Consider the following 24,490-nt stretch of genomic DNA (forward strand, 5'->3'; position numbering starts at 1 on the left):
CATGTTCTTGTTGCAGGGATGCTTTTAAGTTTAATGTTTAGGTTTGTCGTTGTCTTTTTTGTCAAAGAAGTCATTTACTTTACGAGAAACATCATCCGCAAAATCTTCAACCTTATCTTTGGCTTTCCCATATTTATTTTGGGTTTTGCCTTTTAATTCTTCGGAGTCATCTCCTGTAAGTTTCCCTTTTGTTTCGGTTACTTTTCCTTCAATGCGATCTTTGTTTGTCATCGTAAAAAACTCCTTTCATACTTGCTATAAATTAATAGTAGCACCATTTAACAAAAAGCACGAATGTTCTGCTTCTATCCTATTCTTAGAGTTGTCCGCAACGATAGTTGATCGCTATTTTTGACTCTTGGACGATTTGAGATATTCGGTAGAAAGCTGGCTTTCTCTATAAAAAAGGATGTTCTCTAGATGTTTTATTTGATGTTCTTTGAAGGAGTTCATTTAAAGAGGACGCTGTGAGCATAAAAAAACATGACCTGAAGAAGGCAATCTGAGGAGCTGCAGTTGCTAGAATCAGCAGGTACAGCTTCTCGATTTGGTGCCTTTTCAGATCATGTTTTTTAATTACACAAAGATAAGGTTCAGTTCTCAGTTCCTATCAGTGTTAAACGATTATTTGCGTTTTTTCTTTTTCTTCTTTTGTTTTTTGACCATACGATTCATGGCCATTTTTCCAAGTTTCCCTTTGACACCGCCGCCAAACATTTGATCCATGCCAGGAATGTTCATATTCCCTTTGCTCATTTGCTGCATCATTTTGCGGGATTCTTTAAATTGTTTGATCATGCGGTTGACTTCGACGACACTGTTGCCAGAACCGGCGGCAATCCGGCGACGACGGCTTGGATTTAACAAATCAGGATTTTCACGTTCTGCTGGTGTCATGGAATAAACCATGGCTTTTTGACGGGCAATTTGTTTTGGATCAACTTTGACGTTCTCGATGCCAGGCATTTGGCTCATTCCCGGAATCATTTTCAAAAGATCTTCAATTGGGCCCATGCCCATGACTTGATCGATCTGTTCAACAAAGTCATTGAAGTCGAAGGAGTTTTCCTTCATTTTTTGAGCAAGTTCTTCTGCTTTTTTCTCGTCGTAATCTTGCTGTGCTTTTTCGATCAAAGTCAGCATATCACCCATACCGAGAATCCGACTAGACATCCGATCTGGATGGAATACTTCAAGGTCGGTCAATTTTTCACCGGTACCAGTGAACTTGATTGGAGCGCCCGTAACTTGACGAATCGACAATGCCGCCCCGCCACGAGTATCGCCATCTAGCTTGGTGATGACTACCCCTGTGATCCCCAGTTGTTGATTGAAGCTTTCCGCCACGTTGACAGCATCTTGTCCTGTCATCGCATCCACTACCAGTAAAATTTCATTTGGCTGTGCCAAGTCCTTGATTTTTTTTAGCTCTTCCATCAAGTTTTCGTCGATATGCAAACGACCCGCCGTATCGATCAAAACGTAGTCATTTTTCTTTTCCCGAGCCAAAGCCAATCCTTGGCGGACGATTTCAACTGGACTGACATCAGTTCCCATATCAAAAACAGGTACATCCAATTGTTGCCCTAATACTTTCAACTGGTCGATCGCAGCTGGTCGGTACACGTCACCAGCGATCATTAATGGACGTGCGTTTTCGGTTTTGATCAAATGGTTGGCTAATTTCCCAGCAAAGGTGGTTTTCCCTGCCCCTTGCAAACCAGCCATCATGATGATCGTTGGGATCTTCGGTGATTTTTCGATCCCAACTGTTTCTGATCCTAATGTTTTGGTTAATTCTTCATCAACGATCTTAACGATTTGTTGCGCTGGAGATAGGCTTTCTAATACTTCTACCCCCACTGCCCGTTCACGGACATTTTTGGTAAACTCTTTTACAACTTGCAGATTGACGTCGGCTTCTAATAAAGCTAGACGAATCTCACGCATCATTTCTTTTACATCTGCTTCAGATACTTTTCCTTTTCTGCGCAGTTTGCTCATTGCCTGCTGGAGGCGTTCAGTTAAACTTTCAAATGCCATTTTTTTTCATTCCTTTATTCTTCAATTTCTTGGAGCTGTTGAATAAACCCCTGTAAGGTTTCGTCTTTTGGATAGTGGGTTTTCGTATACTCGCTTAGCTGATCGAGCAAGTCTTCCCGCATGATATAATCCGAAAACATATGTAGTTTTTTTTCATAGTCTTCTAAAATACGTTCGGTGCGTTTGATGTTGTCATAGACTGCTTGACGGCTAACTTGATACTCTTCAGCGATTTCTCCTAGAGAAAAATCATCTGCGTAATACAATTCCATGTAATTCATCTGTTTTTCCGTCAATAACGTGGAATAAAACTCAAACAACGCATTCATGCGATTGGTCTTTTCAATTTCCATTTGCTTCCTCCTGTTTTGCAAGCCATTCGACATCGGACAAAACAGTCATGCCTTTTTGTCGAAAATAGGCACAAGCGACACCGACCCCTGTTTTTTTGATTCCAGAAAAATTGCCATCATAAATCGTCTGACTGCCACAAGAGGGACTTTTCTCTTTTAGGATCAGTTGGGTGATGCCTTTCTCTTGCAATTTTTGATAAGCAATTTTCGCGCCTTTAGTAAATTGTTCCGTCACGTCTTCTCCTGAAATGGTGACGACCTTCGCTCGTTGCGCCCAAACATCCACCCCATCGCCACCGACGATTTCGGCCGGTTCACGTGGAATCGGCAAGCCGCCAAGAACTTCTGGACAGACCATCATGGCTTGACCCGCACGAACAAGTTCGATCAATTGTGGTACTGCTTGATGTTTTCCATCGTAGCGGCAAAGGGCACCGCCTAGACACGCACTGATTCCAATCATTTAGCACCCTCAGCTTTCCTATGAAATCGTCCTTTATTATAGCATTTATTTAGTGGTTGCAATAGTACCAATTGTCTATTCATGCTAAAATAGGACTTGTTCGTTGAAATTTAATCGTTTCTTGAAAAAAAGAAACGAAAGGAGTCTATCATGAAAAAAATACTCGTTGTCGATGATGAACCTTCAATCGTCACACTTTTAACCTTTAATTTAGAAAAAGAGGGCTACCAAGTCGTTTCCGCCTCAGATGGTCAAAAAGCCTTCGACTTGGCGTTGTCAAAACCTTTTGACTTTATCATCTTGGATGTCATGCTGCCGAATTTGGACGGTATCGAAATCACAAAGAAATTACGTCAAGAAAAAATCGAGACACCGATCCTCGTCTTGACCGCAAAAGATGATCCGATCGACCGGATCTTGGGCTTAGAGATCGGGGCTGACGACTACTTGACGAAACCCTTCAGCCCTCGAGAAGTATTGGCTCGAATGAAGGCCATCTTCCGTCGCTTAGAACCTCGTCAACAAGCACGAGAAGAAGATCAACCTGCAGAAATCTTGCAAATCGGCGGAATTCAAGCCGATCTGACCAATTTCCAGGTCAGTGTGAATGGGGAGAAAATCTTCCTGACACCGAAAGAGTTCGAGCTGCTGGTTTACTTTATGAAACGTAAAGGCCGCGTGATCGATCGCGATACCTTACTCAATCGTATTTGGAATTTTGACTTTGATGGACAAAGTCGCATCGTGGATGTTCACATCAGTCATTTAAGAGAAAAATTGGAAGCTGATCCCAAGCGTCCAGAATACTTGGTGACCGTTCGAGGATTTGGGTATAAATTTCAGGAGCCGACCCAATGAAAAAACGCTATGGCTATGGTTTATGGTCAATCGGTCTATTGCTGATTTTTTTCCTGTGTTGGCAAGTTCTAAGCAGTTTTTACCGTCAGCAAGTCATCGCCCAGCAAGTGGATTTTCTGCAAGAGAAAGCCGCTGTGTTTTTGAATCTCTCAGATAACCAAACCGCAGCGCTCGAACAATTTGCCGATTCCTATGTTCAAGACAGCAATAGCCGCATCACTTTGTTAGATGATCAAGGCCAAATCATTTTCGATACTTATGATCATACCCTCCATGAAAACCGCTCCGATCGTCCAGAGGTTCAAGCCGTTTTGCGCGGAAGCGCCGTTGGTCAATCGTTGCGGGAAAGCGACACCTTGCATGAAGAATTGCTTTATGTGGCGATTCCTGTCAAAGAAGATGGAAACTTAACTCAAATCTTGCGGATCGCAGAACCGACTGCTGCTTTTTTTACGAAAAACCAAGGAATCAAGCAATCGATCTTGATTGTCTATCTTGTCTTTTGCTTTTTGATCAGCCTATTGATTTTCCATACCTTGCGCCAGCGAAATCGGCCGATCCAAACGATTCTGCCCGTCGTAAAAAAAATGATCACCTCGCCCGATCAACAAGCAATCATTATGCAAGAAACCCCTGAACATGACGAGTTGTATCAACTGATCAATCAGCTGAGCGAACAAATGAGCCAGACCTATCGGGCCTATGCGGCATCTGAACAACAGTTGTATGGACTGCTCAGTGAACTGATGATCGGTGTCTTTATCATTAATGAAGAAAATCAACTGCTGCTGTTGAATCCGACGATGCAAGAACAGTTGGGGATGGAAACTGCGCCAACCTTGCCGCAGCCCTTCACTGAAGTGATTCATGACACACAACTGATCCAATTGATCTATCAATTTAACGACGAGACCCCTATTTTCCATGCGGAAACCACCCTTAGCGGGGAACGTTCAAAAGTCTTGGATGTTACCTTGCGAAGCTTCCAAGAAAACCAGTTGATTGGTATTTCTTATGACTTGACGCGCATTCGACAATTAGAAAAAATGCAAAAAGATTTTGTCGGCAATGTTTCCCATGAATTAAAAACGCCGGTAACTTCCTTGATTGGGTTTACCGAAACACTGCTGGACGGAGCCAAAGAAGACCCAGAAACGTTGCAGACCTTTTTAGAGATCATTCAAAAAGATGCTTATCGCTTGAAAAATCTAATACAAGATATCATCCAACTGTCTCAAGACAGTGATTCTTTCCAGTATGTCGACCAACCGATCAACTTTTCTAAGCTGCTGCAACAAGTCGTTCAAACCTATGGTCCCGCAGCTGCTAAGAAGCAATTGACCTTTCAATTTGAAGGACCCGAACACTTCATTTTATCTACCAAAAAAGAGCTGCTGCAGCCCATCGTAAAAAATCTGGTAGAAAATGCTGTCACCTATTCAAAACCTGGTGGGGTCATCACATTATCCTATTCAGAGCAAGACGGCCAGCTGCTATTTCAAGTGCAGGATCAAGGCATCGGCATCGATGAAGAAGATCAAGAACGGATTTTTGAGCGGTTTTATCGGGTGGACAAAGCCCGCGCTCGCAATTCTGGCGGCACTGGACTTGGGCTGGCTATCGTTAAAGACTATACCAAATTATTAGGCGGCAGCATCAAGGTTGACAGTTTCCCCAAAATTGGTTCTACCTTTACGGTGACTTTGCCGCTTCATGAAAAAAATGATTATTGATAAAAAACAGCCGATAACAGGTGAATAATTGTTATCGGCTGTTTTTGTAGTTGTTTTTCATTACCAAATGAAGCATCAGTCAATAGCATCTTCTTGATGCTTTAAACACAAAAAAAGAAGGAGCATTCTCCTTCTTCGGTCATTTCACTATTCAACATTCGTTACTTCGCCGTCTACACTGCGTTCTACTTTCATATCAGTGATTGGCAAGTAACCTAATTCGATAACGATTCCTTGTTGGACATCGTCTGTCATGATGTAATCAAGAAAGGCTTTGACGTTTGCATCTGGCTCGCCGTTCGTGTACATATGCTCGTAAGACCAGATTGGCCATTTGTTATCTGCAATATTTTCAGGAGTCGCTTCTACCCCATCAAGAGATAGCGCTTGGATCGAATCGTCCAAATAGGATAAAGCAAGGTAGCTGATTGCTCCTGGTGTTTCAGCAACGATTTTACGGACTGTTCCAGAAGAATCTTGCTCTTGTGTTTGGATCGTCTCTGCACCATCTAAGCCCCATTTTTCAAAGGTCGCTCTCGTACCGCTGCCTGATGCGCGGTTGATTACAGAGATTTCTTGATCTGCTCCGCCTAGTTCAGACCAATTCTTCACTTTGCCTGTAAAGATATCGATCAATTCTTGTTGGCTAAGATCCGTAACGCCTGCGTCTTTATTTACCACTGGTGCCATACCAACTACGGCTACTTTATGGTCAACTAATTTGCTAGCATCCACACCATCTTTTTCATCCGCAAACACATCGGAATTGCCGATCGTCACCGCGCCTGCTTCTACTTGACTTAAGCCAGTTCCGCTGCCGCCACCTTGAACCGTAATTGTATAATTGGGATTGTCTGCTGAGAAGCTTTCACCTGCTGCTTCAACCAAGGGTTGCAATGCCGTTGAGCCCACAGCTAAAATTTCTACATTTTCATTTGATGCGGCACCTGATGAAGATCCGCCTGATGCTTGACTGCTCTCAGTGCTTGCGCCACCGCTCCCACAGCCAGCTAATAATAATCCAGTTGCAAAAAATAAAAGTCCCAATTTTTTCATTTAGTAAATCTCCTTTCGTTATATGCTTAGTTTAGCAAGGCGGTGTAAACCCTTGATGGATTTCATGTAAAGAATCGATAAAGCGATGTAAATATTTTGTAAAGTTCGTCGATTGCCTAAAAAAGCCCCCGCTGCATCCATCAGAGGGGGCTTACTTTATCTAACACTTATGAACTAAAGAAATGTCTGTAGAATCATTTGCTTTGCATATAGCGTGTCAAGCGATCCATCGCTTCCACCAAGTTCTCCATACTTGCCGCATAGCTTAAACGAACATAGCCTTCTGCTTCGGGACCAAAGGCGATCCCTGGAATGATTGCTAATTGATTCTTTTCGGCTAAGTCGACACAAAAAGCCATGGAATCTTGGTTGAAACCTGCTGGTATTTTGGCAAAAATGTAGAATGCACCAGATGGCTTCGCCATTTCAAAACCAAGGGCAGTCATCTTTTCAAACAAGTAATCTCGGCGTTCACGGTAATCGGCTTTCATGACTTCTGCATCATTGATGCCTTCGATCAATGCCCGCACTGCGGCTTTTTGAGAAATCGTTGAGGCCGCGGTCACTAAGTATTGGTGGACCTTAATGATCTGAGCAGTCAACGCTGCTGGTGCAAAAATGAAGCCGACGCGCCAACCAGTCATCGCGTGTGATTTCGACAAGCCGTTGATCACGATCGTTTGATCCCGCAAGTATTCAGCAATGGACACATGGGTTTCATCATAAGTCAACTCACTATAAATTTCATCGCTAATAACAAAAACGGGGTATTTTTCTAAAACTTCTGCCAATGCTTTGACTTGTTCTCGGGTATAAACAACCCCTGTTGGATTGCTAGGATAATTTAAAATGACTGCCTTGACTTGCTCCCCATGTTCTTTTAAGGCTGCTTCTAAAACTTCTGGCGCTAAAACAAAGTCATTATCCGTCGTATCAAGATAAATCGGTTTGGCATGAGCTAAATGGATGACTGGTTCATAGCCTGGATAAATTGGTGCTGGTAAAATCACTTTATCACCAGGTTCCAGCGTGGCTAATAAAGAAGCTGAGATTGCTTCCGTTGCACCGATCGTCACTAATACTTCTGATTGAAAGTCGTAATCAAGCTGATATTTATTTTTCAAAAAGAGGCTGGCTGCTTGCCGAACATCTGCTAAGCCTGCCATTCCAGAATAGTGGCTGAAATTTTGTTCGATTGCTTGGACACCCGATTTTTTCACGTGCTCCGGTGTGTTGAAATCCGGCTCGCCTAACGTTAACTTTAAAATATCAGGAATTGAAGAAACCCGTTCATCAAATTTACGAATCAATGAAACAGCTATATTGTACACTTCGTGATTGAAGCGTTGGCTTACGTCTGCCATAGTATCACTCCTTTGAATTAAGCAAATTCATTCGCTATTGTTGTTAATCCTAACACAAAAAGGCGACAATTTTAAGCAACGGATGAAATTAATCTAATAACGATAAATTCGTTTGCTCATTTACAAACGAAATCAATTTATGTTAGTATATATCTAAACAATAAAAGGAGAACCCAAAATGAAACCTTATCAAGAGTTTACCATTTCTGATTATCAGCAAGGATATGTCGCAACACCAACGGAATATTGTTGCGTATTTTGTCAGGAGACCTTCGACAAAGAAGAAATCTATCCCGTTGATGGCGCCTTTTTTACAGCAAAAAAACGAATGATGCAGCATATTACTGACCATCACGGAACCGTTTTGTCCGCATTGTTGGCTTTACCCAAAGAACAAACAGGCTTATCAGAGAGCCAACAGGAGATTTTACAACTGTTTGCCCAAGATGTTAGCGATACTGTGATTGCCCAGCGCTTAGGTATCTCTTCTTCGACTGTCAGGAATCATCGCTTTAAACTAAAAGAAAAACAGCGACAAGCGACTGTTTTTTTAAGTATCATGTCCTTGTTGCAAGATACCCCGTTGCTGCCGCCTCATAAAGGGGCGACGATGCTTGATGATCGCTATGCCATTACGGCTAGTGAAAGAGAAAAGATCATTGCCACTTATTTTGATGAAACGGGGTTTATCAAACAGTTTCCCAGCAAAGAAAAGCGCAAGATTGTTGTCTTGAGTGTACTGGCACAAAAATTTGATCCGAAGAAAAATTATTCAGAAGCTGCTGTCAACGATGTATTAAAACAAGCGATCACCGATTATGTCACTGTCCGACGTTATTTGATCGAATACGGATTTATGCAACGGACGAAAGACGGGAAAACTTACTGGCTGACTTAAAACCTAGTCTGTAACTGGCTGGAACTTTTGTTGGTTGGATGAGCAGTATCTTTCACAGTTTAAAAAAAGTTAATAATCTCCACTTTTTTACAACAAAAAAAGACAAAGTACGAAAACATCCGTACTTTGTCTACCGTCTGAAACGCTGGGACAAGTTCCAGCGTTTATTTTTCTTTTAGAAAGATTTTTTTGATGATCAATTTATCAAATAATTGCGTTTGATTGTCTTGTTCTCCAATGACATCAGCGGTCACCGATTTACCATCTTGTTTTTTACGTAGCTGGTAAACGATCTTGCCTGTTTCTTTCAATTCGTTCACCATGTCAACGACACCGCCAAAACCAGTTTTACGAGTGATGAACCCTAGCGCCACCATTCGCTCATCTAAATTTTTTGCCGAGATGCTCGCACCGGTGATCAGCGCTTGCCGCATGATTTGTAAGAATTCCTCTAGCCCTGCCACTGGCGGCTGTTCGGGTTCTTCTTCCATCATCGGTCGCTGACGCAAATAATCTAATTCCTGCAATAACGTTTCATACTGCTCTTGTGTCAACATGACCCCCGCCACTTTTTCACGATTGAATACATATACTGCTGTTCCTGCTTCTCGCGCTTGATTAAATACATCCATCGGAGATTTTTTTACTTCAGTAATTGAAGTAGTGGGAACATCCAATTTCTTCAGTTCCATAATCAACGTCCTCCTTGTCTCAACGAACACATTATAGCATAAATCCAGAAGCAGATTATAGAGGTATTTCACTGCTCCTAGGAAAAGAAACAAAAAAGCGGCTAATCGCCGCTTTTTTCGATTGATAAGGTCATTGCATTGATGGCAACGATGATCGTGCTCATAGACATCAAGACAGCTCCGACTGCTGGGTTCAAAATGATCCCGATCGGTGCGAGCACGCCAGCTGCCAAAGGAATGGCAAAAATATTGTATCCTGCGCCCCACCAGAGATTTTGAATCATCTTGCGTCTTGTTTTTTTCGCCAACGTCAAGAAGTGCAAGATGTCTTGAGGTTCGCTATTCGTCAAAACGACATCGGCTGAATCGATCGCTACATCGGTACCCGCTCCGATCGCAATCCCGATCGTCGCTCTTGCAAGACTTGGGGCGTCATTGATCCCATCGCCTACCATTACGACGCGCTTGCCCTCTTTGACATAGTCACTGACTAGACGTTCTTTATCGTCTGGCAACATTGCCGCATGGAAGGCTTCGATTCCTAGGTAATCGGCTACGGCTTGCGCCGCTTCTTGGTTGTCTCCAGTAGCCATAACTGGCGTGATGCCTAAGTCTTTCACTTTTTGAATAAATTGACTCGCTTCTGGTTTCACCTTATCCCCTAATGCGACGATACCTTCCACTTTGCCGTCATGAACCAAATAGCTGATGGTATTGCCCTGTTCTTGATAATTTTTCAAGGAGTTCCCTTGATACTGAATGGCTAATTGCTCCAATCCTTTTTGATTGACGATCAACCACTTTTGTCCATCGATCACGCCTTCCAGACCAATCCCTGTCCTTGTTTGAACATCAGTCGCCTTTTTGGCTGTGATGTTTTCCTTTTCAGCTTCGGCTAAAATGCCTTCTGCGATCGGATGATTGGCGGTTTTCTCAAGACCTGCTAGGTAAGCTAGTACTTCTGATGCAGAAAGACTGCCTGTCGCCTCGATGCCAGTTACGGTAAACGTTCCTTCTGTTAACGTACCGGTCTTATCGAGGATCAGATAATCAACATGATGCGCATTCTCCAGTGCGTTGCGATTTTTTAAGAGCAAGCCATTTTTGGCAGCGATCGATGTCGAACGAGCAACTACGAGGGGAATCGCTAGCCCTAACGCATGGGGACAGGCAATGACGAATACCGTGACCATTCGATCAAGAGCAGTCGGTAGATCAGCAACAAACAGCCATACAGCAAATGCCAAGACACCAGCAACTAACGCAATATAAAACAACCATTTTGCCACTTTGTCCGAAAGTGCTTCTAAGCGGGATTTATCAGCTTGGGCTTTTCGCACCATTTCCATGACTTTCGCTAAGTAGCTGTCTTCCCCAGTTCCTGTGACTTCCATCGTGATGGTACCGTTGCCGTTGACAGATCCTCCAATGACAGTACTGCCGATGGTTTTAGGTACCCGTCTGGATTCACCAGTCACTGCCGACTCATCGATCGTTGTTTCTCCTTCAAGGATCGTTCCGTCTGTAGGAATTTTATCTCCTGAGCGAACGATCAACTGTGTTTTGTTGGTCACTTCTTCTAATGGAATCTGTTCTTCTGATCCATCCGCATTTTTCCGAATCACTTCTTTTGGCAATAGTTCTGCTAATTTCTGTAATGCATTGCCAGCATTAGAAACGGCATTCATCTCGATCCAATGCCCCAACAACATGATCACGATCAGAGTCGCTAGTTCCCAGAAGAAGTCCATTACATGAGGAACAGCAAGAAAATGATTGGCGATAAACGCATATAGACTATAAAAATAAGAAACCGTGATCCCCATAGCAATCAACGTCATCATGGCTGGGCTTTTTTGTTTCAATTCCATTTTCGCACCATTTAAAAACGGCTGCCCTCCATAGAAAAACAGGATCGTTCCTAAAAGTAATACGACCCAATCTGAGCCAGGAAACGTGAATTGAAAGGGCAATTCGATGCCCATCATTGGCGATAAAATGACGATTGGAATCGCCAAAACCAAGGATAGCCAAAACTTTTGCTTAAAATTTCCCATATGCATACTATGATCCATGCCACCCATTCCATGATCCATCTGACTATGATCCATACCAGACATCTCATGATTCATGTGACTATGATTCATGCCAGACATCTCATGATCCGTGTGACCGTGATCCATGCCAGACATCTCATGATCCGTGTGACCATGTTCCATGCCAGACATCTCATGATTCATGTGACTATGGTTCATGCCAGACATCTCATGGTCCTTGTGACCGTGATCCATGCCAGATATCTCATGGCCCTTATGGCTATAATCCATGCTGGACACTTCATGATCCATAGGACCATGGTTACTATCAGAGCTTTCAAGCTCCTGCTGTTTTGATGTCGCCCTGTGATGATCCATCCCATTCATCTCATGGCTAGGCTCAGGGACTTCTGTCACTTGTGATTGCACATGTTGCTCTTTTCCCTGTGTACCATTATCCCGCTCATTCAAAGCAGGTTCATGCCTATGATGGCTTGACGTCTGACTATTACTTGCGGAAGACGTTTTTTTCTGATTCATCCTAGTATTCCCCTTCCTATTTCACTGAATGTGCGTACAGTCTTGCTCCTTCATACAAAAGCTTCAAGCGGCTGGACACTTTTCATTTGTTTTGATTTTTCATTTTCACTTTAGCAATTCCATTGCTTACTCAAATACCCCTTGATAACCCGCTTCGGTGACCGCATTGACTAAGGCTGTTTCTGTCACTTGCGACTCGTCAAACTTGACTGTTCCGCGAGCTTTTTTCAAGTCCACTTTGGCTTTTTTCACACCCGGTACTTCACTAAGCGCTTTTTCAACTTTTGCGGCACAATGGGCACAATTCATTCCGCTGATTTGCATGTTTTTTTTCATTACGATTCCTCATTTCTTTTAACAGTTCGTCGGCTACTTATTTTGTTGCATGGGTTTTGCATTGGCACTGACCAGGAATACAATTACATGAAATCGCTGCTACTGGCACTTTTTGGTCGACTGCTGCTTGGAGCATCGCCAAATCTTCTGCCGTCAATGCTGCTTCTTGGATCATTTCTGCTAATGTCTGCCCAACTTTTTTGGCACAAATATGAGAAAAAAGATTCTCAGCTGCGCTGCGAACGGTTGCTTCTTCGGAAACAAGCGGCGAATAAACAAATTTTTTTCCTTGGCTTTCTGTTTTCAATACGCCTTTTTTGACGAGTCGTCCTAAAAGCGTCTTGACCGTTGCTGCTTTCCAATTTTTATTTTCGCTCAATAAAGCGGTGATCTCTTTCGCGTCGGATTGTCCTAATGTCCAGATCACACGCATGACTTCCCATTCAGAATCGCTGATTTTGATTGGTTCGACCACAGATTGCATTTGTCCACTTCCTTTCATAAGTGATTCACATTTTTAAGTTTACATCTGTAATCGGATTTTGTCAAAAAAAAGCATCGCCAAACTTTCTGCGTTTTGACAATGCTTTTTTCTATTTCATTAAAAATGATTTGGTTCCTATGCTTAAAAGTGGACCTGATACGTCGTCACAGAGTGGAAGGGTTCTTCTGGACGCAACACGATCTCACCAAAGTGGGTAAATTTCTCAGAGCCAGGAACACCTTGTGTTTCGATCGCCATCCCGCCATGATTGGCAAAAGGACCAGTCTTCATTGATGCACCAGCTTCTCCCTCACCCGTTGTGTAAATAACAACGGCAGGACGGTCAGTAGTTACAGTCAGCTGCACTTTTTGATCGGGACTGGTTACTTTTAGATCCCACTCTTGCGTATGGTCTAATAAGAACGGATCATCCAACATCGTCGTTCCCATCGGGCGTTCTTGTCTAAAATCAAACTTTGTGCCTGCGACAGGCGTTTTTTCACCGGTCGTCGTCACATCGTCATTCGTTTCAGCCACATGTTCGGCATTGATTTGAACCAAATGGTCATCGATCGGCTGTTGGGTATCACCTGTCAAATTGAAATAACCGTGGTTCGTTGGGTTAAATAAAGTCGCTTTGTCAGTGTTGGCATCATAAGCAAGCAATAGTTCATTGTCATTCGTCAACGTATAGGTGACTTGATAACGAACATTCCCAGGAAACCCGCCATCGCCATCTTGCCGTGTGGTAGTAAAAATCACCCCAGCTTTGTCTGCATCTTCAAAGGTTTCAGTGATCCATGTATCAGTATCCAGCCCCTTTGAACCGCCATGAAGCGTATTGCCGCCATCATTGTTTTCCGTTTGGTATTCTTGTCCGTCGATCTCAAAGCGAGTACCTGCGATCCTTCCCGCCACAGGGCCGATCGTTGCGCCATAATAACGTGCTTGGCGATGTCCTTCGATCGTGTCATAACCGACCACAATGTCGCGACCTTCTTCTACTGGAACGACCCAATCCAATAAGCGTGCGCCTTCAGGACTTAGCCTTACGATGGTACCGCTATCATTGGAAAGCTCATAAATTGTTCCCATTTTTTCTGACGTCAGTTGTTTCACATTTGGCATTCGTTCATATCCTTCTTTCTTTGGTTAGTCTGCTACTCTTTTTAAGTATAGCCGTTAAGGGCTAGATCCGTCAATTCAAGACGGAAGAATTCGACAGGAAACGGCTTTGCTTCTGCCACTTCAAAAAAGCGGCAAGAGCACCCCACTGATTTTTATGAATCATTGATACGCAGCTGCTCGGCAAAAATCAGGATTCCCGGCCTGATTTTTTACCGTTTGGTTTCTATCAATATCCATTTCATCCGTTGGGTTCTTTTGCCGCAACTGTCATCGGTTATTTTTTGTGTTTTGCTTGGTAATGTTTTCTCTTTCGTCGCTTTTCTTTAGTCTGAGAAACATTAGCAGCCAAATCTTTGTTTTCTTTTTCTTGATCAGCATTTCTTCTTTCAGCACGTTCAGTTAGTAAACTTTGTCTGAATCGCCGATTTCCCAGAAACTTTAACGCACACATGAGTGGTTGACGATTTTCACCGACTAATCCAATCAGCTCAATAAACAGCTCAATTCCAAATCCTGTGCTAATGATTAATAAAACAATCGCTGTATTGCTCGCGTAATTCATTAGTAAAGCAATAAAAGAAAAGACTAATGCTAAGGCATAGATCGTTAACACTGTGCCGCGATGAGAAAACCCTAACGACAACAATCGATGATGCAAATGCATTTTATCGGCAGAGGAAATCTTCTGTTTATTAAACTTTCTTCGAATCATCGCATAAACGGTATCCGTGATCGGTACACCGAGAATAAACATGGGCGTCAGAACAGAAATAAAAGTTGCGTTTTTCAATCCTTGTAGTGAGAGCACAGAGATCATAAATCCTAAAAACAATGCTCCGGTATCTCCTAGAAAAATGGTTGCTGGATAAAAATTATATGGAAAGAAACCGATGATTGCTGCGATCAAAGTAAAAATGACCATTGGTACTTCCACAAAATTCGGCAGAAAGAAATAGCTGATAATCCCTATCGTCGTCAAACTGATAATAGAGACGCCGCTCGCCAACCCATCGAGACCATCGATTAAGTTCACCGCATTGGTAATTGCCAGTATCCAAATCAAAGTCATAGGCAAGGCAAACCATCCCAGATCAATAAAGCCAAAATAAGGAATCGTGACTGTGCTGATTTTTATTCCAGCAACGAAATAAATTTCCAGCGCTGCGAATGTCAGACCTATTAATTTTTGCATTGGCGACAGTTCAAATATATCATCCAACAATCCTGTAATCACCACTATTGTTGCACCTAAAAGAATCGGCCAAACGAAGTCGAAAGGAATCATTGTTCGAAATTCCCAAAGCAGCGCAAAGGAAAAGGCTAAAAAAATACTTAATCCCCCAGCTGAAGGCATGGTCTTCGTATTGATCCGACGCTCTCCTGGGCGATCAACTGCGCCAATCTTGCAAGATATCAATTTGATGACTGGTGTCAATAATAAAGACACGATCATTGTTATAAATAAGCGCATTACAAATTTGAATGCAAAATCCATCGTTTATTCTCGCTTTCCGTTATTTCTCTTTATTGGTAAATGTATCTTCGATCTTCGAAGAAATCCGCTGAACAGGATCTGTTCGTTCTTTGATCTCTTGTCCCGACACATACTCTTCTACCACTGCGTTGATGATTCCACCCAAGATAATAATCGTCGCAGCAAGATTCAACCAGATCATTAAAACAATAAAACTTCCAATAATTTGATAGCCAATGATTTTCGCAGCAAAGTAACGGGCGTATAAGCCAAACACTTGTGACAGCAACATCCAGCCAATCGTTGCAAAGATCGCCCCTGGCAAAGTCGAACGCAACTTGACCTTTGCATTCGGCACTAACCAATAGATCAGCATCATGATAAACAGCAAAGCAACGATCGTGACTGGCCATTTGACTGTTTGGAACGTATCGATCAGATTGTCTTGAAACTTAAAAATCGGCTGCAAAAAATCAAGAATGATTTTTCCAAGCCCAAATACCATCGTAACACCAACGATCGCAATCATAAAGAGCAGGATGATCACAAATGATACTGCGCGCACCACGACAAAATTGGAACGCTGGTCCACACCGAAGGCTTTGTTCATCGCAATTTGCAAGGCATTGATACTTTGACTCGCAGACCACAACGCAGCCAAGGCGGAGATCGATAATAACCCGCCAGAGCTTGTGGTGAGGAGGTTTTCGATCGCTGGTCCGATAAAGTCATAGATTTGACTAGGGATCAATTCTTGTACATAAGATAAAACCGTGTTCGGATCAATCGATAAATAAGGCAACAGATTTCCCAGCGCAATCATTAACGGGAAAAGTGAAAGCAATAAATAGTAGGCGACGACGACCGATGTGGTCCCCATCTCTGAATCGGTTATTCTATTTTGCGTTGTTTCAATGAAACGCATCAGCTTTTGATTGCTTTTTACTTTATCAACGATTTTCATGTTTCTTCCTCCGCCAGCGAATCATCTGCCTTTTTTTCTTTGTCATACGTAACAATCAGAAGTCTCCTACCGCCAAAATTCAGTAGGTTCCTTCTTCTCCTTGAGAAGTCAAAATGCGTGGCCCTTCTTTGGTGATCGCCAAACTATGTTCGTATTGGCAACTTAAGCCACCATCTAGAGTATAGGCGGTCCAGCCGTTAGGATCCATTTTCATTTTCCACGTCCCTGTATTGATCATAGGTTCGATGGTAATAACCATTCCTTCTTTTAAACGTAACCCTTTGCCGGCTTCTCCGTAGTGAGGAATCATCGGACTTTCATGGATCGTTGGACCAATGCCGTGTCCTACGAAATCGCGCACAACACCGTAGCCTTCTTTTTCCGCATAGGTTTGAATGGCATGACCGATGTCACCGATTCGGTTACCCACTTGGGCTTGTTCGATTCCTAGATACAATGCTTTTTTGGTTACTTCCATTAAACGATCGATCTCAGGCGTCGAGTTCCCTACGACATAACTCCAACAAGAATCAGAAATGGCGCCTTTTAAATCAATACACATGTCGACTTTGATCAGATCGCCGTCTTTCAATGGTTTTTTTCGAGGAAACCCGTGACAAATCTCATCATTGATACTGCAGCAAGTGGCATATTTGTAATCTTCAAAACCAATTTGGGCAGCGATGCCGCCGTGGCTTTCAATATAATCTCGGACAAACACTTCGATATCCCAACTGGTGATACCTGGTTTGATGAAGCTGCGTAATTGTTTGTGGACATCTGCTAACAGCGCGCCGGATTCGGCCATGCGGTCAATTTCTCTGGCAGATTTTAATGTAATCATGTTCTCGTCTCCCTTAATTAAATTCCTCTTATTTTACCATAGAAATCCCTTATTTTACAAAATTCACAGACATTGTAAAGAGTTTTTCAAGTTTTGTTTTCAATCTTTCGTGCATTTGCTATAATCTGTAAGAGAGTTTTCCTTGAGAATAGGAATGAGATTGGAGGAAAAAGCCCATGGCTTTAGCAAAAATCGTCTATGCGAGTATGACGGGGAATACGGAAGAAATTGCAGATATCGTTTCTGAAGCCCTTGAAAATCTTGACATGGAAGTTGAAATGAATGAGTGTACCCAAGTGGATGCCGATGAGTTTGAAGACGCCGATATCTGTATCGTCGCAACCTATACATACGGTGACGGTGAATTGCCTAATGAGATCGTCGATTTTTACGAAGATTTGCAAGAACTTGATTTAAGTGGCAAAATCTTTGGGGTCTGCGGCTCTGGCGATACCTTTTATGATGACTTTTGTAAGTCCGTCGATGACTTTGAAGCCGTCTTTAGTAAGACAGGTGCAACAAAAGGGGCAGATAGCGTCAAGGTCGACTTGGCTGCGGAAGAAGACGATATTCAAAACTTAGAAGCCTTTGCCAAAAAACTAGCGGAAGCATTTACAGAATAAAACAAAAAAACCTCTGACAAAATCACTTGATTCTGTCGGAGGTTTATTGTTTGCTTAATGATAGCTGATATCGATAGGTGTTTCTCTTGCTAAAATATTATCGGTGGTTTCCGTCATCAGCTTAGCAATCTGATCTTCTGTCGGATGAATGATTCCCGAAGACATCAATGCGGCTAAGCCAGTAGCAACGATCCAGACACCGGTATGCAAGGATTGTAATTTTACATCAGAGAGATCTTGATACTTTGGTTCTTTTTTCACTGATTTCACAAAAAGGTCAAATGAAAACTGCTGCATGGAATCCCCACCACCATGCTCTTCTAAGTATAGCGCTCGGTATAATCGTTTTTCTTTATTTGCAAAGCCAATATAATTTAACGTTAAGTCAACGATAACATCTCCCCGTCTCTCAACTGGAAAAACTTCTGTCGCTAAGTAGTCGTAAATCTGATTGATCAATGCATTTTTTAAGTCATCCATATTTTTAAATTCTAAGTAGATCGGTTGCGTTGAACATTTCATCTTCGCTGCGATATTGCGTGCGGTAAAACGTGTAAATCCTTCGGTTGCGACAACTTCATAGGCAGCTTTTAAAATCTGGTCTCTAGTAATAGTTTTCTTTCTTGCCATAATTTTTTAATCTCCTTAATTCTGCTATACATCGCTTTCAGAAATACCTTTTACTTATTGTATCATGTTTTTTTAAGTTTGCAAAAAAACTTTTAAAATTATTGCCCCTAGTGTTTTCAGTTTTTCAATTTGAAGACCTCTGTTTTTTTGCTCTCTTTTTCGTTTGTTTTCAAAAATACTTAGTGCTATCATGAAGACAGTTATAATTTTAGAATAAATGGAGGAATTTTAATGGTTTTACCAAACTTTAATCAGAACCTTGAAAAATATGCCCAACTGATCACAGAAGTTGGTGTAAATGTCCAAAAAGGGCACACCATCGTCATCCAAATCGCCGTGGACCAAGCACCGTTAGCTCGACTATTGACAAAAAAAGCGTATGAGCTAGGCGCAGATGAAGTAATCGTTCAATGGACCGACGATGTGGTTCAAAAAGAATTTCTTGCGCATGCAGCTGAGGATCGTTTGTCTACGATCCCTCAACACAAAATTGATCAAACAGAAGATTGGGTCGAAAAAGGTGCCAGCCGCATCAGTGTCGTTTCTGCCAATCCCGATGCGTTAGCGGGCGTTGACTCAGATCGGGTCGCCGCTTTCCAAGCAGCTTCTGGTAAAGCGATGATGAAACTGCGTCAAGCAACACAAGCCAACAAAGTCAGCTGGACCGTTGTTGCGGCGGCTGGTCAAGATTGGGCACAAAAAGTGTTCCCTGATGCTTCCCCAGAAGAAGCACAAGACAAGCTTTGGGATCAAATTTTCAAAACGACGCGTATCTACGAAGAAGATCCTGTTGCTGCTTGGAAAAAACATGATGAAACGCTGCAAGTCAAGGCAGAAGAATTGAACAAAGAACAATTCAGCGCATTGCACTATACGGCACCGGGTACTGATTTGATCATCGGCCTACCAAAAAATCACTTGTGGGAAGGTGCTGGCAGCTACAACACCCGCAATGAAAAATTCATGGCGAACATGCCGACAGAAGAAGTCTTTACTGCCCCAGATAATCGTCGCATCGATGGCTATATTTCAAGTACGAAACCATTGAGCTACGCAGGCACCATCATTTCTGGCATGAAATTCACCTTCAAAGACGGTAAAGTCGTGGACTTTTCTGCAGAACAAGGCGAAGAAGTGTTAGGCAAATTGCTAGCGATCGATGAAGGAGCGAAATCTTTAGGTGAAGTCGCTTTAGTCCCTGATCCTTCCCCTATCTCACAATCTGGCATCATCTTCTTCAATACGTTGTTTGATGAAAATGCCTCAAACCATTTGGCTTTAGGCTCCGCTTATGCCTTCAGCTTACAAGGCGGCACTGAGATGAGTGAAGAAGAACTGGCAGCGGCTGGTTTAAACCGCAGCCAAACCCACGTAGACTTCATGGTCGGCTCTGACCAAATGTCCATCGATGGCATCAAAGAAGATGGCACCACAGTTCCTGTCTTCCGCAATGGTGATTGGGCTTAATAAAAAAAGGCTGAGGTGGAGTTGCTCCCCTCGGTCTTCTTTTTACATAGAATATTGAGAACCGGCGGCTTTTTTCATAGTAATCAGCTGGCTTTTTTGATAAAATCTACTTTGATAGTCTTTGATAAGAGAGGATGGATCCGATGACACCAAATCGTGAAGATTATTTAAAGCTCATCTTGGAGCTTGGTGGTGACCAAAAGAAGATCAATAACAAACAAATCGTGTCAGGTCTGGACGTCTCAGCAGCTTCAGTAAGTGAAATGATTTCAAAATTATTAAAAGAAGGCTTAGTGGAACATTCACCTTATCAAGGGGTACAGTTGACTGAAACTGGTTTAGCTTCTGCAAGTGCCCTCATTCGTAAACATCGTTTATGGGAAGTCTTTCTTGTGGAGCACCTGCATTATTCATGGAATGAAGTTCATGATGACGCAGAAGTTTTAGAACATGTCACCTCAGAAACATTGGCGAGCCGCTTAGAAGCCTACCTTGATCATCCTCGGTATTGCCCACATGGCGGAATGATTCCTGAACAAGGAGAACTCATTCACGAAGGCGAAAAAAACACCATGAGTTCCTATCCGGTAGGAACCAAGATTCGCATCGCCCGTGTCCTTGACGAACGAGAACTGCTGGATTATCTCGTTTCGATCCAATTGAATATTCATGAAGAATACGAGATCATCGATGCGGCAGCATACGAGGGTCCGATTACGATCAAAAATGACACAAAAGAAATTGCTGTCAGCTACAAAGCCGCCAGCACGATTTTTGTCGATAAACTGTAAGGAGTGAAGATGATGGAAAAAAAGGTCCTTTTTACGATTTTTGGCGGTACGGGCGACCTTGCCCAACGCAAACTATACCCTTCTTTGTTTCGGTTGTACAAAAAAGGCGATTTGAAAGAAGATTTTGCAGTCATTGGTACTGCACGCCGTCCTTGGTCGGATGAACACTATCGTGAAGTGGTGATGGGTACGATCAAAGAGTTGAGTGACTCACAAGAACAAGCAGAGACATTCGCTTCTCATTTCTACTACCAATCACATGATGTAACAGATACGAGCCATTATGATTCATTAAAGGATTTGGCGGAAACCTTAGATCAGAAATACCATTTAGAAGGCAATCAGATTTTTTACTTAGCAATGTCCCCTAATTTCTTTGGGACGATCGTTTCTCACTTGAAATCCCAAGGAATGCTAGATACTGACGGCTACCATCGGGTGATCATCGAGAAACCGTTTGGAAGCGACTATAATTCAGCAAAAGAATTGAATGAAGAGATCAATCAAGTCTTTACGGAACAAGAAATCTACCGAATCGATCACTATTTAGGAAAAGAAATGATCCAAAATATTTCTGCGATTCGTTTTGCCAATAACATTTTTGAGTCAATGTGGAACAATCGTTACATTGACAATGTTCAGATCAATATCGCAGAAAACTTAGGCGTAGAAGAACGCGGCGGCTATTATGATAAGAGCGGTGCATTGAAAGATATGGTCCAAAATCATATTCTGCAGATTCTTTCCTTATTAGCCATGGAACCGCCAGTGGCTTTTTCTGAAAAAGAATTACGGACAGAAAAAATCAAAGCCTTAAATGCGATCCGTATCTACTCCGAAGAAGAAGTGAAACAACACTTCGTACGTGGTCAATACGATAAGGGACAATTAGAAGACAAGAAATTTGTTGGCTACCGTGAAGAAGCCAATGTGGATGAAGAATCGGCAACGGAAACCTTCGTTGCTGGGAAATTTTTGATCGATAACTTCCGCTGGTCCGGCGTACCATTTTATGTACGCACTGGGAAACGGTTGACGGAAAAAGGCACTCGCATCAACATTGTCTTTAAACAAGTCCCAGTCAATGTCTTTAAGCAAGACCTGAATGAACAAAAGCAAATCGAGAGTTTGGCACCGAATGTGCTGACGATTTACATTCAACCGACGGAAGGCTTCTCTCTTTCCTTGAACGGAAAAGAAATTGGCCAAGGGTTTGAGACATTGCCAGTGAAGCTCGATTACCGAAATAGTACTGAAATCGTCGAAAACACCCCAGAAGCTTACGAAAAACTGATTCTAGATGCCTTGAACGGTGATGGCACTAACTTTACCCACTGGGATGAAGTTGCCCAATCTTGGCGCATCGTTGATGTGATCCGTCACGCTTGGGACCAAGAAACACCTGATTTTCCAAACTATGCCGCAGGAACGATGGGCCCCCAAGCAGCCTATGATCTCTTAGCTGCCGATGGCTTTGAATGGATCTGGCGTCCCGATGAATGGTATCGTGAGCGAGATTTACTAAATGAAAAATAAGCAAATGGTCAATTGGATGAGGAAAAAACATCCAATTGGCCGTTTTTCTTTTTTACCGACTGTTTATAATAGAAAGAAATGAGAAATGAAAGGAGCAGCAGACATGAAACAAGTCTTATCGATCGCCGGTCTCGACAGTTTGGCAGGCGGCGGCATGACGGCTGATTTGAAAACATTTGAGGAATTCGGGGTGTTTGGCCATGCCCTATTAACATGTGTGGTCGCCATCAAGGATGATCTTATGTTCCATGATCTCCCTGAGCCTGTGATCCAAGCACAGCTGGATTCACTGCGTTCGGTCGTATCCCTAGATGCAATCAAAATCGGGCTGCTTCATCAAACGGCCATCATTGAATTGCTGCGAGATTTTTTACAAACATTTACCGGACCGATCGTGCTCGATCCCGTTCTCGCCTTCAAAGAAGGAGATACTGCCTTTAACCACTCCTATCAAGCAGGATTGATCTCATTGTTTCCTTACACAGCATTAGTGACACCTAATCTGCTCGAAGCACAACACTTATCTGGACAAAGCATTACCTCTTTAGCAGAGATGAAAACGGCGGCAAAAAAAATCCATGCGCTTGGTGCCCCAAATGTTCTGATCAAAGGTGGCAGTCGACTAACTGAGGAAACAGCCTATGATGTTTTGTATCAAGAAGGACAATTTACCGTTTTTGAGGCAGAAAAAAGTACGCGAACCACAACCAACGGTGCTGGCTGTACCCTCTCATCAGCGATTGCCGCAATGCTTGCTAAAGGCACTTCGTTGGAAGCAGCTATCCAAACCGCAAAAGCATTTGTTTGGGCAGGGATTGAAGACGGTCTGCCTTTAGGTACCTCTGGCAACGTCAATCAGCTCGCCTATTTTAAAAAGGAGGAACTCCTATGAAAGTAAGAAACCTAACGACGATCGCTATGCTGACGGCACTCACGTGTGCACTTTCTTTGACCTTTATCATTCCTGTTCCGCAAACGAAGGGCTTTGTGACCTTATGTGAAGCAGGGATCTATATCTCGGCCCTGTTGTTCGGACCTAACGCGGGTGCCTTCGTCGGTGGAATGAGCGGCGGCATCATTGATTTTCTATCAGGTTACCCTGAATGGGCCTTCTTTTCCATCGTGATCCATGGTGTGCAAGGCTGGATCGTAGGTAGAATGAGCCATCGGCCACTATCAGCCGTCATTGTCGGCAGCTTGATCATGATCGCCGGCTATGCAGCAGCAACGGTTTTGCTATTCGGTTTAGGCGCTGGGATCGCCTCGATCCCAAGTAATTTGATCCAAACGGTCTTTGGCAGCATCGTTGCTTTACCCCTGACGCATGCCTTGCGCCGCACGAAAAAGTTTTCTTTAAATGAAAGGTGATTCTTATGACAGATATCAATCAATTAAAAACGGATTTAACTACGATCGTTGAAGAAGTCATTACGACAGCGAACGTTGGTGAAAATGATCTTTTTGTCCTTGGTTGTTCAACAAGTGAAGTCGTGGGCGGCTTGATTGGCAAAAATTCCAGTCAAGAAGTAGGCATGGTTATCGTTGAAACACTACGATCGATCTTGCGTCCCAAAAATATTCATTTAGCCGTTCAAGGCTGTGAACATCTCAATCGGGCTTTAGCTGTTGAACGTGAAACGGCTCGACTATATCAATTAGAAGAAGTCGCAGTAGTGCCCCAGTTGCATGCAGGCGGTGCTTGCTCAGTTGCCGCTTTCCAGCTGTTCGATGAGCCTATTGAAGTGGAGCACATAGTAGCAAAAGCTGGCATCGATATTGGCGACACAGCAATCGGCATGCATGTCAAACATGTTCAAATACCGATCCGTCCCTCTATCAAGTCCCTCGGCGCTGCCCATGTCACAGCTCTGGGATCACGGCCCAAATATATCGGTGGTCCTCGTGCGCATTACGCACAATAAGCGAATCGTATAATAATCGAAAAGCCCTCATCAAAAAGAAAAAGCATGCTTCGGCGTGCTTTTTTTGTGTCAACGTTCCTGCTATTGCCTCCCCCTTTCCTTACTTAAAAGTGCTCTCCTTTCACTATTTTCTCCGCTCCATCTTATGACAGCTTTTTCTACTTCAAATTCTGTTTCCTTTCTTGCGTAAAAAGAGCGGCAGCTGTCGCCTTCCTTTTGTCATAAATTCGTCAGAATTTCATCACAAAAAGAAAA

At 42.9% G+C, this 24,490-nt stretch carries 25 protein-coding genes; 10 read left to right on the forward strand and 15 right to left on the reverse strand.

Going from position 1 to position 24,490, the window contains the following annotated elements; genetic code table 11:
• Positions 1-30: 30 nt before the first annotated feature.
• From IGK61_RS12950 to IGK61_RS12965, 4 genes are all read right to left on the reverse strand, one after another.
• Positions 31-231, reverse strand: a complete 201-nt coding sequence (locus IGK61_RS12950; RefSeq protein ID WP_010749735.1) for a CsbD family protein — start codon at positions 229-231, stop codon at positions 31-33.
• 393 nt (positions 232-624) lie between these two features.
• A complete protein-coding gene (ffh, locus tag IGK61_RS12955) occupies positions 625-2,043 on the reverse strand; it encodes a signal recognition particle protein (protein ID WP_074536047.1) in 1,419 nt (472 codons plus the stop codon).
• 14 nt (positions 2,044-2,057) lie between these two features.
• On the reverse strand, positions 2,058-2,396 hold the full coding sequence (locus tag IGK61_RS12960; RefSeq protein ID WP_005228897.1) for a putative DNA-binding protein: 339 nt from the start codon (positions 2,394-2,396) through the stop codon (positions 2,058-2,060).
• A complete protein-coding gene (locus tag IGK61_RS12965; protein ID WP_074536048.1) occupies positions 2,386-2,859 on the reverse strand; it encodes a DUF523 domain-containing protein in 474 nt (157 codons plus the stop codon). The genes IGK61_RS12960 and IGK61_RS12965 overlap by 11 nt, the downstream gene beginning before the upstream one ends.
• A 150-nt stretch (positions 2,860-3,009) precedes the next feature.
• Here IGK61_RS12965 and IGK61_RS12970 point away from each other — a divergent pair, with 150 nt between their 5' ends.
• Positions 3,010-3,717, forward strand: coding sequence for a response regulator transcription factor (locus tag IGK61_RS12970; RefSeq protein WP_010749737.1), 708 nt, complete (start codon positions 3,010-3,012; stop codon positions 3,715-3,717).
• Positions 3,714-5,450: a two-component system histidine kinase PnpS gene (gene pnpS / locus IGK61_RS12975; RefSeq protein WP_074536050.1), complete on the forward strand. Its 1,737-nt coding sequence runs from the start codon at positions 3,714-3,716 to the stop codon at positions 5,448-5,450. The genes IGK61_RS12970 and pnpS overlap by 4 nt, the downstream gene beginning before the upstream one ends.
• Before the next feature lie 147 nt (positions 5,451-5,597).
• Here the strand turns inward: pnpS and IGK61_RS12980 are convergent, their stop codons facing one another.
• Positions 5,598-6,506, reverse strand: coding sequence for a phosphate ABC transporter substrate-binding protein PstS family protein (locus IGK61_RS12980; protein WP_060792538.1), 909 nt, complete (start codon positions 6,504-6,506; stop codon positions 5,598-5,600).
• A 194-nt stretch (positions 6,507-6,700) separates the two neighbouring features.
• Positions 6,701-7,870, reverse strand: coding sequence for a pyridoxal phosphate-dependent aminotransferase (locus tag IGK61_RS12985; protein WP_074536051.1), 1,170 nt, complete (start codon positions 7,868-7,870; stop codon positions 6,701-6,703).
• 178 nt (positions 7,871-8,048) lie between these two features.
• Here IGK61_RS12985 and IGK61_RS12990 point away from each other — a divergent pair, with 178 nt between their 5' ends.
• Entirely contained in the window at positions 8,049-8,768 is a 720-nt protein-coding gene (locus IGK61_RS12990; protein WP_074536053.1) for a DUF2087 domain-containing protein, read from the forward strand.
• A 164-nt stretch (positions 8,769-8,932) separates the two neighbouring features.
• Here the strand turns inward: IGK61_RS12990 and IGK61_RS12995 are convergent, their stop codons facing one another.
• The 8 genes from IGK61_RS12995 to map all read right to left on the reverse strand — a co-directional run bounded on the left by IGK61_RS12995 (position 8,933) and on the right by map (position 17,266).
• Complete coding sequence (locus IGK61_RS12995; RefSeq protein ID WP_074536055.1) at positions 8,933-9,460, reverse strand: prevent-host-death protein; 528 nt, start codon at positions 9,458-9,460, stop codon at positions 8,933-8,935.
• Between the two features lie 101 nt (positions 9,461-9,561).
• Positions 9,562-12,036, reverse strand: coding sequence for a heavy metal translocating P-type ATPase (locus IGK61_RS13000; RefSeq protein WP_074536057.1), 2,475 nt, complete (start codon positions 12,034-12,036; stop codon positions 9,562-9,564).
• Positions 12,037-12,162: 126 nt separating this feature from the next.
• Positions 12,163-12,372: a copper chaperone CopZ gene (gene copZ / locus IGK61_RS13005; RefSeq protein ID WP_005228873.1), complete on the reverse strand. Its 210-nt coding sequence runs from the start codon at positions 12,370-12,372 to the stop codon at positions 12,163-12,165.
• A 37-nt stretch (positions 12,373-12,409) separates the two neighbouring features.
• Positions 12,410-12,856, reverse strand: coding sequence for a CopY/TcrY family copper transport repressor (locus tag IGK61_RS13010; RefSeq protein ID WP_008377382.1), 447 nt, complete (start codon positions 12,854-12,856; stop codon positions 12,410-12,412).
• Positions 12,857-12,997: 141 nt separating this feature from the next.
• Positions 12,998-13,984 (reverse strand): aldose epimerase family protein, encoded by a 987-nt coding sequence (locus IGK61_RS13015; RefSeq protein ID WP_074536058.1) that lies wholly within the window; start codon positions 13,982-13,984, stop codon positions 12,998-13,000.
• Between the two features lie 274 nt (positions 13,985-14,258).
• Positions 14,259-15,479 (reverse strand): glycosyltransferase family 4 protein, encoded by a 1,221-nt coding sequence (locus tag IGK61_RS13020; RefSeq protein WP_074536060.1) that lies wholly within the window; start codon positions 15,477-15,479, stop codon positions 14,259-14,261.
• 19 nt (positions 15,480-15,498) lie between these two features.
• Positions 15,499-16,422: a YihY/virulence factor BrkB family protein gene (locus IGK61_RS13025; protein WP_060792543.1), complete on the reverse strand. Its 924-nt coding sequence runs from the start codon at positions 16,420-16,422 to the stop codon at positions 15,499-15,501.
• Between the two features lie 79 nt (positions 16,423-16,501).
• Positions 16,502-17,266: a type I methionyl aminopeptidase gene (map, locus tag IGK61_RS13030; protein WP_005228863.1), complete on the reverse strand. Its 765-nt coding sequence runs from the start codon at positions 17,264-17,266 to the stop codon at positions 16,502-16,504.
• Between the two features lie 176 nt (positions 17,267-17,442).
• Here map and IGK61_RS13035 point away from each other — a divergent pair, with 176 nt between their 5' ends.
• Positions 17,443-17,889, forward strand: a complete 447-nt coding sequence (locus IGK61_RS13035) for a flavodoxin (protein ID WP_074536061.1) — start codon at positions 17,443-17,445, stop codon at positions 17,887-17,889.
• Between the two features lie 54 nt (positions 17,890-17,943).
• On the opposite strand, the gene IGK61_RS13040 is transcribed toward IGK61_RS13035, so the two are convergent.
• Entirely contained in the window at positions 17,944-18,519 is a 576-nt protein-coding gene (locus IGK61_RS13040; protein WP_005228861.1) for a TetR/AcrR family transcriptional regulator, read from the reverse strand.
• A 231-nt stretch (positions 18,520-18,750) separates the two neighbouring features.
• On the opposite strand from IGK61_RS13040, the gene IGK61_RS13045 reads away from it, so the two are divergent.
• The 6 genes from IGK61_RS13045 (at position 18,751) to IGK61_RS13070 (ending at position 24,235) form a co-directional block, all read left to right on the forward strand.
• Complete coding sequence (locus IGK61_RS13045) at positions 18,751-19,986, forward strand: aminopeptidase (protein WP_015510149.1); 1,236 nt, start codon at positions 18,751-18,753, stop codon at positions 19,984-19,986.
• 143 nt (positions 19,987-20,129) lie between these two features.
• Positions 20,130-20,777, forward strand: coding sequence for a metal-dependent transcriptional regulator (locus tag IGK61_RS13050; protein ID WP_008377371.1), 648 nt, complete (start codon positions 20,130-20,132; stop codon positions 20,775-20,777).
• Between the two features lie 9 nt (positions 20,778-20,786).
• The gene (zwf, locus tag IGK61_RS13055; protein WP_010749749.1) at positions 20,787-22,313 is read left to right on the forward strand and encodes a glucose-6-phosphate dehydrogenase; all 1,527 of its coding nucleotides are present in this window, start codon (positions 20,787-20,789) and stop codon (positions 22,311-22,313) included.
• 103 nt (positions 22,314-22,416) lie between these two features.
• Positions 22,417-23,205, forward strand: a complete 789-nt coding sequence (locus IGK61_RS13060; protein WP_438844933.1) for a bifunctional hydroxymethylpyrimidine kinase/phosphomethylpyrimidine kinase — start codon at positions 22,417-22,419, stop codon at positions 23,203-23,205.
• Entirely contained in the window at positions 23,202-23,681 is a 480-nt protein-coding gene (locus tag IGK61_RS13065; RefSeq protein ID WP_074536063.1) for an ECF transporter S component, read from the forward strand. Before IGK61_RS13060 ends, IGK61_RS13065 begins: the two co-directional genes overlap by 4 nt.
• A 5-nt stretch (positions 23,682-23,686) precedes the next feature.
• Complete coding sequence (locus tag IGK61_RS13070) at positions 23,687-24,235, forward strand: TIGR01440 family protein (RefSeq protein ID WP_074536065.1); 549 nt, start codon at positions 23,687-23,689, stop codon at positions 24,233-24,235.
• The last annotated feature ends 255 nt before the right edge of the window (positions 24,236-24,490 follow it).

The organism is Enterococcus sp. AZ063 (assembly GCF_051715045.1).
GTDB lineage: Bacteria > Bacillota > Bacilli > Lactobacillales > Enterococcaceae > Enterococcus_D > Enterococcus_D casseliflavus.

Coding starts and splice junctions, on each gene's coding strand:
- IGK61_RS13065 (WP_074536063.1), top strand. CDS start 23,202: ATGAAAGTAAGAAACCTAACGACGATCGCTATGCTGACGGCACTCACG.
- IGK61_RS13040 (WP_005228861.1), bottom strand. CDS start 18,519: ATGGCAAGAAAGAAAACTATTACTAGAGACCAGATTTTAAAAGCTGCC.
- IGK61_RS12980 (WP_060792538.1), bottom strand. CDS start 6,506: ATGAAAAAATTGGGACTTTTATTTTTTGCAACTGGATTATTATTAGCT.
- IGK61_RS13050 (WP_008377371.1), top strand. CDS start 20,130: ATGACACCAAATCGTGAAGATTATTTAAAGCTCATCTTGGAGCTTGGT.
- IGK61_RS12965 (WP_074536048.1), bottom strand. CDS start 2,859: ATGATTGGAATCAGTGCGTGTCTAGGCGGTGCCCTTTGCCGCTACGAT.
- IGK61_RS13000 (WP_074536057.1), bottom strand. CDS start 12,036: ATGAATCAGAAAAAAACGTCTTCCGCAAGTAATAGTCAGACGTCAAGC.
- ffh (WP_074536047.1), bottom strand. CDS start 2,043: ATGGCATTTGAAAGTTTAACTGAACGCCTCCAGCAGGCAATGAGCAAA.
- map (WP_005228863.1), bottom strand. CDS start 17,266: ATGATTACATTAAAATCTGCCAGAGAAATTGACCGCATGGCCGAATCC.
- IGK61_RS12960 (WP_005228897.1), bottom strand. CDS start 2,396: ATGGAAATTGAAAAGACCAATCGCATGAATGCGTTGTTTGAGTTTTAT.
- copZ (WP_005228873.1), bottom strand. CDS start 12,372: ATGAAAAAAAACATGCAAATCAGCGGAATGAATTGTGCCCATTGTGCC.
- IGK61_RS12985 (WP_074536051.1), bottom strand. CDS start 7,870: ATGGCAGACGTAAGCCAACGCTTCAATCACGAAGTGTACAATATAGCT.
- IGK61_RS12970 (WP_010749737.1), top strand. CDS start 3,010: ATGAAAAAAATACTCGTTGTCGATGATGAACCTTCAATCGTCACACTT.
- IGK61_RS13070 (WP_074536065.1), top strand. CDS start 23,687: ATGACAGATATCAATCAATTAAAAACGGATTTAACTACGATCGTTGAA.
- IGK61_RS12950 (WP_010749735.1), bottom strand. CDS start 231: ATGACAAACAAAGATCGCATTGAAGGAAAAGTAACCGAAACAAAAGGG.
- IGK61_RS13035 (WP_074536061.1), top strand. CDS start 17,443: ATGGCTTTAGCAAAAATCGTCTATGCGAGTATGACGGGGAATACGGAA.
- IGK61_RS13010 (WP_008377382.1), bottom strand. CDS start 12,856: ATGCAATCTGTGGTCGAACCAATCAAAATCAGCGATTCTGAATGGGAA.
- IGK61_RS12995 (WP_074536055.1), bottom strand. CDS start 9,460: ATGGAACTGAAGAAATTGGATGTTCCCACTACTTCAATTACTGAAGTA.
- IGK61_RS13045 (WP_015510149.1), top strand. CDS start 18,751: ATGGTTTTACCAAACTTTAATCAGAACCTTGAAAAATATGCCCAACTG.
- IGK61_RS13020 (WP_074536060.1), bottom strand. CDS start 15,479: ATGGATTTTGCATTCAAATTTGTAATGCGCTTATTTATAACAATGATC.
- IGK61_RS12990 (WP_074536053.1), top strand. CDS start 8,049: ATGAAACCTTATCAAGAGTTTACCATTTCTGATTATCAGCAAGGATAT.
- IGK61_RS13025 (WP_060792543.1), bottom strand. CDS start 16,422: ATGAAAATCGTTGATAAAGTAAAAAGCAATCAAAAGCTGATGCGTTTC.
- pnpS (WP_074536050.1), top strand. CDS start 3,714: ATGAAAAAACGCTATGGCTATGGTTTATGGTCAATCGGTCTATTGCTG.
- zwf (WP_010749749.1), top strand. CDS start 20,787: ATGATGGAAAAAAAGGTCCTTTTTACGATTTTTGGCGGTACGGGCGAC.
- IGK61_RS13015 (WP_074536058.1), bottom strand. CDS start 13,984: ATGCCAAATGTGAAACAACTGACGTCAGAAAAAATGGGAACAATTTAT.
- IGK61_RS13060 (WP_438844933.1), top strand. CDS start 22,417: ATGAAACAAGTCTTATCGATCGCCGGTCTCGACAGTTTGGCAGGCGGC.